General features: G+C 67.7%; 6 protein-coding genes. 3 read left to right on the top strand and 3 right to left on the bottom strand.

The window, feature by feature from the left end; all coding sequences use genetic code 11:
• The 3 genes from VN779_RS26225 to sdhC all read right to left on the bottom strand — a co-directional run.
• On the bottom strand, positions 1 to 213 hold a 213-nt coding region (locus VN779_RS26225), incomplete at its 3' end, for an FAD-binding protein (protein WP_349260948.1).
• A gap of 11 nt (positions 214 to 224) precedes the next feature.
• Positions 225 to 695, bottom strand: coding sequence for a succinate dehydrogenase hydrophobic membrane anchor subunit (locus tag VN779_RS26220; RefSeq protein ID WP_325728036.1), 471 nt, complete (start codon positions 693 to 695; stop codon positions 225 to 227).
• Positions 696 to 704: 9 nt separating this feature from the next.
• A complete protein-coding gene (gene sdhC, locus VN779_RS26215) occupies positions 705 to 1,070 on the bottom strand; it encodes a succinate dehydrogenase, cytochrome b556 subunit (RefSeq protein WP_325728038.1) in 366 nt (121 codons plus the stop codon).
• Positions 1,071 to 1,476: 406 nt separating this feature from the next.
• Here sdhC and VN779_RS26210 point away from each other — a divergent pair, with 406 nt between their 5' ends.
• The 3 genes from VN779_RS26210 (at position 1,477) to VN779_RS26200 (ending at position 6,012) form a co-directional block, all read left to right on the top strand.
• Positions 1,477 to 3,084 carry an acyl-CoA mutase large subunit family protein gene (locus VN779_RS26210; RefSeq protein ID WP_325728034.1) on the top strand — a complete coding sequence of 536 codons (1,608 nt, stop codon included), beginning with the start codon at positions 1,477 to 1,479 and terminating at the stop codon, positions 3,082 to 3,084.
• 183 nt (positions 3,085 to 3,267) lie between these two features.
• Positions 3,268 to 4,584, top strand: a complete 1,317-nt coding sequence (locus VN779_RS26205) for an amidohydrolase (protein WP_325728032.1) — start codon at positions 3,268 to 3,270, stop codon at positions 4,582 to 4,584.
• 336 nt (positions 4,585 to 4,920) lie between these two features.
• Positions 4,921 to 6,012: a BMP family ABC transporter substrate-binding protein gene (locus VN779_RS26200; protein ID WP_325728029.1), complete on the top strand. Its 1,092-nt coding sequence runs from the start codon at positions 4,921 to 4,923 to the stop codon at positions 6,010 to 6,012.
• Positions 6,013 to 6,091 lie beyond the last annotated feature (79 nt).

Genomic DNA, 6,091 nt, shown 5'->3' with positions numbered 1-6,091 from the left:
CGTGTCGAAGGTGTGCCACTCCCAGTTGTCGTCCTCGACGTTGGCCAGAGCCGCGCACATGCCGCCTTGCGCTGCGCCGGTGTGTGACCGGGTCGGGTACAGCTTGGTGAGTACCGCAGTGCGCGACCGCGTACCTGCTTCGAGGGCCGCGCGCATGCCTGCCCCGCCCGCGCCGACGATGACCGTGTCGTAAGTGTGCGTATTGATCGCCATCGTGCGCGCCCTTAGGCCTTGATGTTCGGGGTGAAGGTGAAAATGACCAGGCTGCCGAGGAAGATCATCAGCAGCGCCGCGGTGTACAGCAGCGCCTTGAGGGCGAGCCGGGTGCCATCACGCTCGGCGTAGTCGTTGACGACCGTGCGCAGGCCGTTGACGCCGTGCAGGGTGGCCAGCCAGAGCGTGAGCAGATCCCAGACCTGCCAGAACGGCGAGGCCCAGCGGCCGGCCACGAAGGCGAAGTCGATCTTCTCCACGCCGCCGTCGAGCACGAGCATGATGAACAGGTGGCCGAGCACCAGGAAGGTCAGCAGCAGGCCGGAGAACCGCATGAACAGCCAGCTGTAGAGCTCGAAGTTGGTGCGGGTGGCGCGCGGCGTACGGCGGCTGCGCAGTCGCGGGCTGCCGGCGGTGTGCGGCGAGCGGGGCGCTTCGATCGCGGGGGAGGCGGCGGCGGATGTGGACGCGGGAATGGACATGGCGTGGGCCTACTTCCCGAAGATGGTGTGCCAGGAGTGGGCGGTGATCGGGTAGAGCATTCCGGCCATGAGGGCGATCCAGACACCGACCACGATCCAGAGCATCCGCCGCTGGTAGCGCGGTCCCTTCGCCCAGAAGTCGACCGCGATGATGCGCAGCCCGTTGAAGGCGTGGAAGACGATCGCCGCGGTCAGCCCGTACTCCAAGAAGTTAGTGATCGGGTTCTTGTAGCTGCCGATGACCGTGTTGTACGACGACTTCGAGACCCGGACCAGCGCGGTGTCGAGCACATGAGCGAACAGGAAGAAGAAGATCAGCACGCCGGTGATCCGGTGCGCCACCCAGCTCCACATCCCCTCGCGGCCGCGGTACAGCGTGCCGCGTCTACCTTTACGGCCAGAGGTCTCGGCGGGGCTGCCGGAGGCGGGTGCGTTACGCCCAGGCGGGGTGCCTTGGGTGTCGCTGGTGCCGACCTTAGGCGTGGTTATAGCCATGGGCGTTGCCCGGCCCTTTCCGGTTGTCGCTCAGGCGGAGTGATCCTGCCTGTCTACGCACAGGTTAAGCAGGCGGCTCCCCCTGAATTCGCCACTAAAGGGGCCACTGTGAGCGATCTCGCATCCGACAATACGGACAATTCACCTCAGGCGTGGACGGTACTGGGGTGTGATTCGCGCGACAACAGGGGTGTGCGGGTGCTGAGCGATCCGCAATACTTCGATGCAGAGGCTGCAACCCGAACGGGTGCGGACCCCACGACTTCCGACTGCGCGAGGTATCAACATGCCGTCCGAGCGAGCACAGTCCGAGCAGGCCGCGACGAGCGAGTCCGGCCTGCCGATCCGTCCGGTGTATCGCCCGGCCGACCTGGCCGAGTGGGACCCGGCCGAGCAACTCGGCGAGCCCGGCGGTTACCCCTTCACTCGCGGCGTTTATCCGACCATGTACACCGGTCGGCCCTGGACCATGCGCCAGTACGCAGGCTTCGGCACAGCCTCCGAGTCGAACAAGCGGTACCAGCAGCTGATCGCGGCCGGATCCACCGGGCTCTCGGTGGCCTTCGACCTGCCGACCCAGATGGGCTACGACTCCGACGAGCCGATCGCGCACGGCGAGGTCGGCAAGGTCGGCGTCGCGATCGACTCGATCGAGGACATGCGCACCCTGTTCGGCGGCATCCCGCTGGACAAGGTCTCCACCTCGATGACCATCAACGCCCCCGCCTCGATCCTGCTGCTGCTCTACCAACTGGTCGGCGAGGAGCAGGGCGTCGCGCCCGCCGCGCTCACCGGCACGATCCAGAACGACATCCTCAAGGAGTACATCGCGCGCGGGACGTACATCTTCCCGCCCGCGCCCTCGCTGCGGCTGGTCTCGGACGTGTTCGCGTACTGCAACCGCGAGATCCCGAAGTGGAACACCATCTCGATCTCCGGCTACCACATGGCCGAGGCCGGAGCGACGCCGGCGCAGGAGATCGCCTTCACGCTCGCGGACGGCATCGCTTACGTGCGCGCCGCAGTCGAGTCCGGGCTAGATGTGGACAAGTTCGCCCCGCGCCTGTCCTTCTTCTTCGTGGCGCGCACCACGCTGCTCGAAGAGGTGGCCAAATTCCGCGCCGCCCGCCGGATCTGGGCGCGGGTGATGCGCGACGAGTTCGGCGCGAAAGACCCCAAGTCGCAGATGCTGCGCTTCCACACGCAGACCGCCGGAGTGCAGCTGACGGCCCAGCAGCCCGAGGTGAACATGGTCCGGGTCGCGCTCCAGGGCCTCGGCGCGGTCCTCGGCGGCACCCAGTCGCTGCACACGAACTCCTTCGACGAGGCGATCGCGCTGCCCACCGAGAAGGCCGCCCGGCTCGCCCTGCGCACGCAGCAGGTGATCGCGTACGAGACGGACGTGACGAAGACCGTGGACCCGTTCGCGGGCTCGTACGTGGTCGAAAAGCTGACCGACGATCTCGAAGCCGAGATCAATACGCTGATGGACCGGGTCGAGTCGCTCGGCGGCGCCGTGGCGGCGATCGAGCACGGTTTCCAGAAGGCCGAGATCGAGCGCTCCGCCTACAGCATCGCTCAGGAGATCGACGGCGGCGAGCGGATCGTGGTCGGCGTCAACCGGTTCACTCTCGACGCCGAGGAGCCATACGAACCGCTGCGGGTGGACCCGACCATCGAGGCACAGCAGGCAGAACGGCTGGCCAAGTTGCGCGCGGATCGCTCGCAGGACGACGTCGACCGGGCACTCGACACGGTGAAGCGTGCGGCGTCGGGCAGCGACAACGTGCTGTATCCAATGCGCGAGGCGCTGCGAGCGCGGGCTACTGTCGGCGAGGTCTCACATGCGCTGCGTGATGTCTGGGGTACATACGTGCCGCGCGACGCGTTCTAGCAGGGCGTTGCGGCGGCGGTGAGCATTATGTACGGCCTTTTCGCTAGTCCGTTTGACTGCAACCTGCGATCTAGTCCGCACGTGCTGTGGGCTATAGCCCTTAAGTGTCATCTTGGTCAACTTCAAGTTCCCATATGGCGAAACTACTGGGATTCCCAGGATTAGACGGACTACCGTAGGGGAATGAACTTAAGTCTTCCGCCGGAGAGCCAGGACCGAGCCGCCGATGACGCCGCGTCGTCGCGGCTCTCCGCGTTCCTGGGCCGGCGGGAGCCCGAGCTGATCCGGTTTCGGCGCGACATGCACTCGCATCCGGAACTCGGCCGTCGCGAGTTGCGCACCACCGGGTTGATCGTCGGGGCGCTGCAGGCGGCCGGCCTCGCGCCGAAGGTCCTGCCCCTCGGCAGCGGGGTCATCTGCGATATCGATCCGGTGTTTGAAGAGTCGGCACTCGCGGCCGGCGAACAATCGCCCTCCGCACATTCATACAGGACGCACCCACGCGGCCGGTTCGCGCTGCGTGCCGATATCGACGCGCTGCCCATTCAGGAGGCGAGCGAGCTGCCCTTTCGATCCGTGATCGAGGGCGTCTCACATGCCTGCGGGCACGACGTGCACACCACGACCGTACTCGGCGCCGGGCTCTTCCTGGCCGAGGAGGCTCAGGCCGGGCGGCTGACCCGCCCGGTGCGGCTGATCTTCCAGCCGGCCGAGGAACTGCTGCCCGGCGGCGCGATCGACATGGTCGAGGCCGGGGCGCTCGACGGAGTCGGCTCGATCATCGGCGTGCACTGCGACCCGAAGGTGGACGCGGGAAAGATCGGTCTACGATCCGGCGCGCTGACCGCCGCCTGCGACACGCTCACCCTGCGCCTGTCCGGCCCTGGCGGCCACACCGCCCGCCCGCAGCTGACGGTGGATCTGGTCTATGCGCTGGCCGCGCTCGTCACCGAGCTGCCCGCGGCCCTCTCCCGCCGGATGGACCCGCGCGCCGGGGTCTCGCTGGTGTGGGGCGCGATCAACGCGGGCAACGCGGCGAACGCGATCCCGCAGTTCGGCGAGGTGCGCGGGACGCTGCGCGCGATGGACCAGCGGGCCTGGAGCCTGGCTCCGGACCTGATCCTGGAACTGGTCGATTCGATCGCCGCGATCTACGGGGCAAAAACCGAGCTGGAATACGTGCGCGGCGTGCCTCCCGTGGTCAACGACGAGCATGTGGTCGAGCTGATGCGGGAGGCCGCGCACCGGGTGATGGCGGCTCCGGGCGGTGCCGGCAGCGAGGGCATCGTGCCGGTCGAGCAGTCCATGGGCGGCGAGGACTTCTCCTGGTACCTCCAGCAGATTCCCGGCGCGATGGCCCGGCTCGGCGTGCGTACGCCCGGTGACCCGACTCCGCGCGACTTGCACCAGCCGACCTTCCACGCCGACGAGGCAGCCATCCCGGTCGGCGTGCGCTTCTTGGCGGAGGCGGCGCTCGCCGCCAATCTCGCCGCGGTCTAAGGCGCTGAGGCGCTGAGGCACTGGGACCGAGGCACTGGGACCGCGGCGCCGGCGCTGAGGCATTGCGCGACCGAGGCGCGGGCGCGGCTGCGCGAGCCGCGCGACGACAGCAGCGGGGTTCGCCCGTTTACAGTCACCGGGAGTGCTAACACCCTGCCTTTGGGCGATGCTGACGGCATGGCCGCGACCGCCGCATCACGGTTTCATCTCGGGTTCCAACCGGAGCCGTTGCGTTCCGCGCAGTGGGAAAGAACTCGTCGGGAAGCCCGGTCGCCGCGAATTATTCTCGCTTGATCGGCCGGACAGCGCCGCAGTTCTTGTCTTCGGGAGGTTTCGGTGAAGCAAAGCAAGTTGGTTGCGGCGCTAGCGGTGGTCGGATTGGCCGCCGCGGCCTGTGGATCCAAGCCGGTGAGCACGAATTCCGGTTCGAGCGCGGGCGCCAGCGCGAGCGCCGGTTCGGCCGGGAGCAGCTTCACGGCATGTATGGTCACCGACACCGGCGGCATCGATGACCACTCGTTCAACTCGGCGGCTTGGGCCGGCATGCAGAAGGCGCAGTCGGACGGCAAGGCGACCGTCTCCTACGTGCAGTCGACGACGGCGAACCAGTACGCCTCGAACATCTCGTCGCTGCTCACCAAGAACTGCAAGTTGATCGTCACCGTCGGCGGCCTGATGGCCGACGCGACCGGCGCCTCCGCCAAGACGCACACCAGCCAGGACTACGCGATCGTGGACTCCGGCTCGGTGCCCCCGAATGTCAAGGGTCTGCAGTTCAACACCGCGCAGGGCGCCTTCCTCGGCGGCTACCTGGCGGCCGGCTACAGCAAGTCCGGCAAGGTCGCCACCTTCGGCGGTCTGAACATCGCCCCCGTCACCGTCTACATGGACGGCTTCTGGGAGGGCGTGCAGTACTACAACTCCAAGCACGGCACGCACGTCCAGGTGCTCGGCTGGAACGAGACCACCCAGCAGGGCTCCTTCGCCCAGTCCTTCACCGACCAGAACGTCGGCAAGCAGCTGACCCAGGGCTTCCAGAGCCAGGGCGCGGACATCGTCTTCCCGGTCGCCGGCGGCACCGGCCTCGGCGCGCTGGCCCAGGCCCAGCAGTCCAACGGCGCGATGAACGCCATCTGGGTCGACACCGACGGCTTCACCGCCGCGCCGCAGTACGCCAGCGTGTTGATCACCTCGGTGCTCAAGGGCATCTCCGACGCGGTGACCAAGGCCGTCGAGGACTCCTCGAGCGGTAACTTCAGCGCGACCTCGTACGTCGGCACCCTGGCCAACGGCGGTACCGGCCTGGCGCCCTTCCACAACTTCGACGGCAAGATCCCGGCTTCGCTGACCGCCGAGCTCGACACGGTCAAGCAGGGCATCATCAGCGGCACGATCACCATCAAGTCCAAGGCCCAGCCCACCGGCTGAGCAGGCACCGACGGGCACGGGGCGCGTCCGGCCGGCGGCTACCGCGGCCGGGCGCGCCCTCAGGCTTGCACCTCGACGA

Origin of the sequence: Actinocrinis sp. (assembly GCF_035605935.1) — a bacterium.
Taxonomy (GTDB): domain Bacteria; phylum Actinomycetota; class Actinomycetes; order Streptomycetales; family Catenulisporaceae; genus Actinocrinis.
The sequence above is the reverse complement of the archived record's forward strand: the minus strand, read 5'-3'. Positions and strand labels throughout refer to the sequence as shown.

What these genes read in the sequence shown, in the direction of transcription:
- VN779_RS26210 (WP_325728034.1), top strand. Translation starts at nt 1,477, where the DNA reads ATGCCGTCCGAGCGAGCACAGTCCGAGCAGGCCGCGACGAGCGAGTCC.
- VN779_RS26220 (WP_325728036.1), bottom strand. Translation starts at nt 695, where the DNA reads ATGTCCATTCCCGCGTCCACATCCGCCGCCGCCTCCCCCGCGATCGAA.
- VN779_RS26205 (WP_325728032.1), top strand. Translation starts at nt 3,268, where the DNA reads ATGAACTTAAGTCTTCCGCCGGAGAGCCAGGACCGAGCCGCCGATGAC.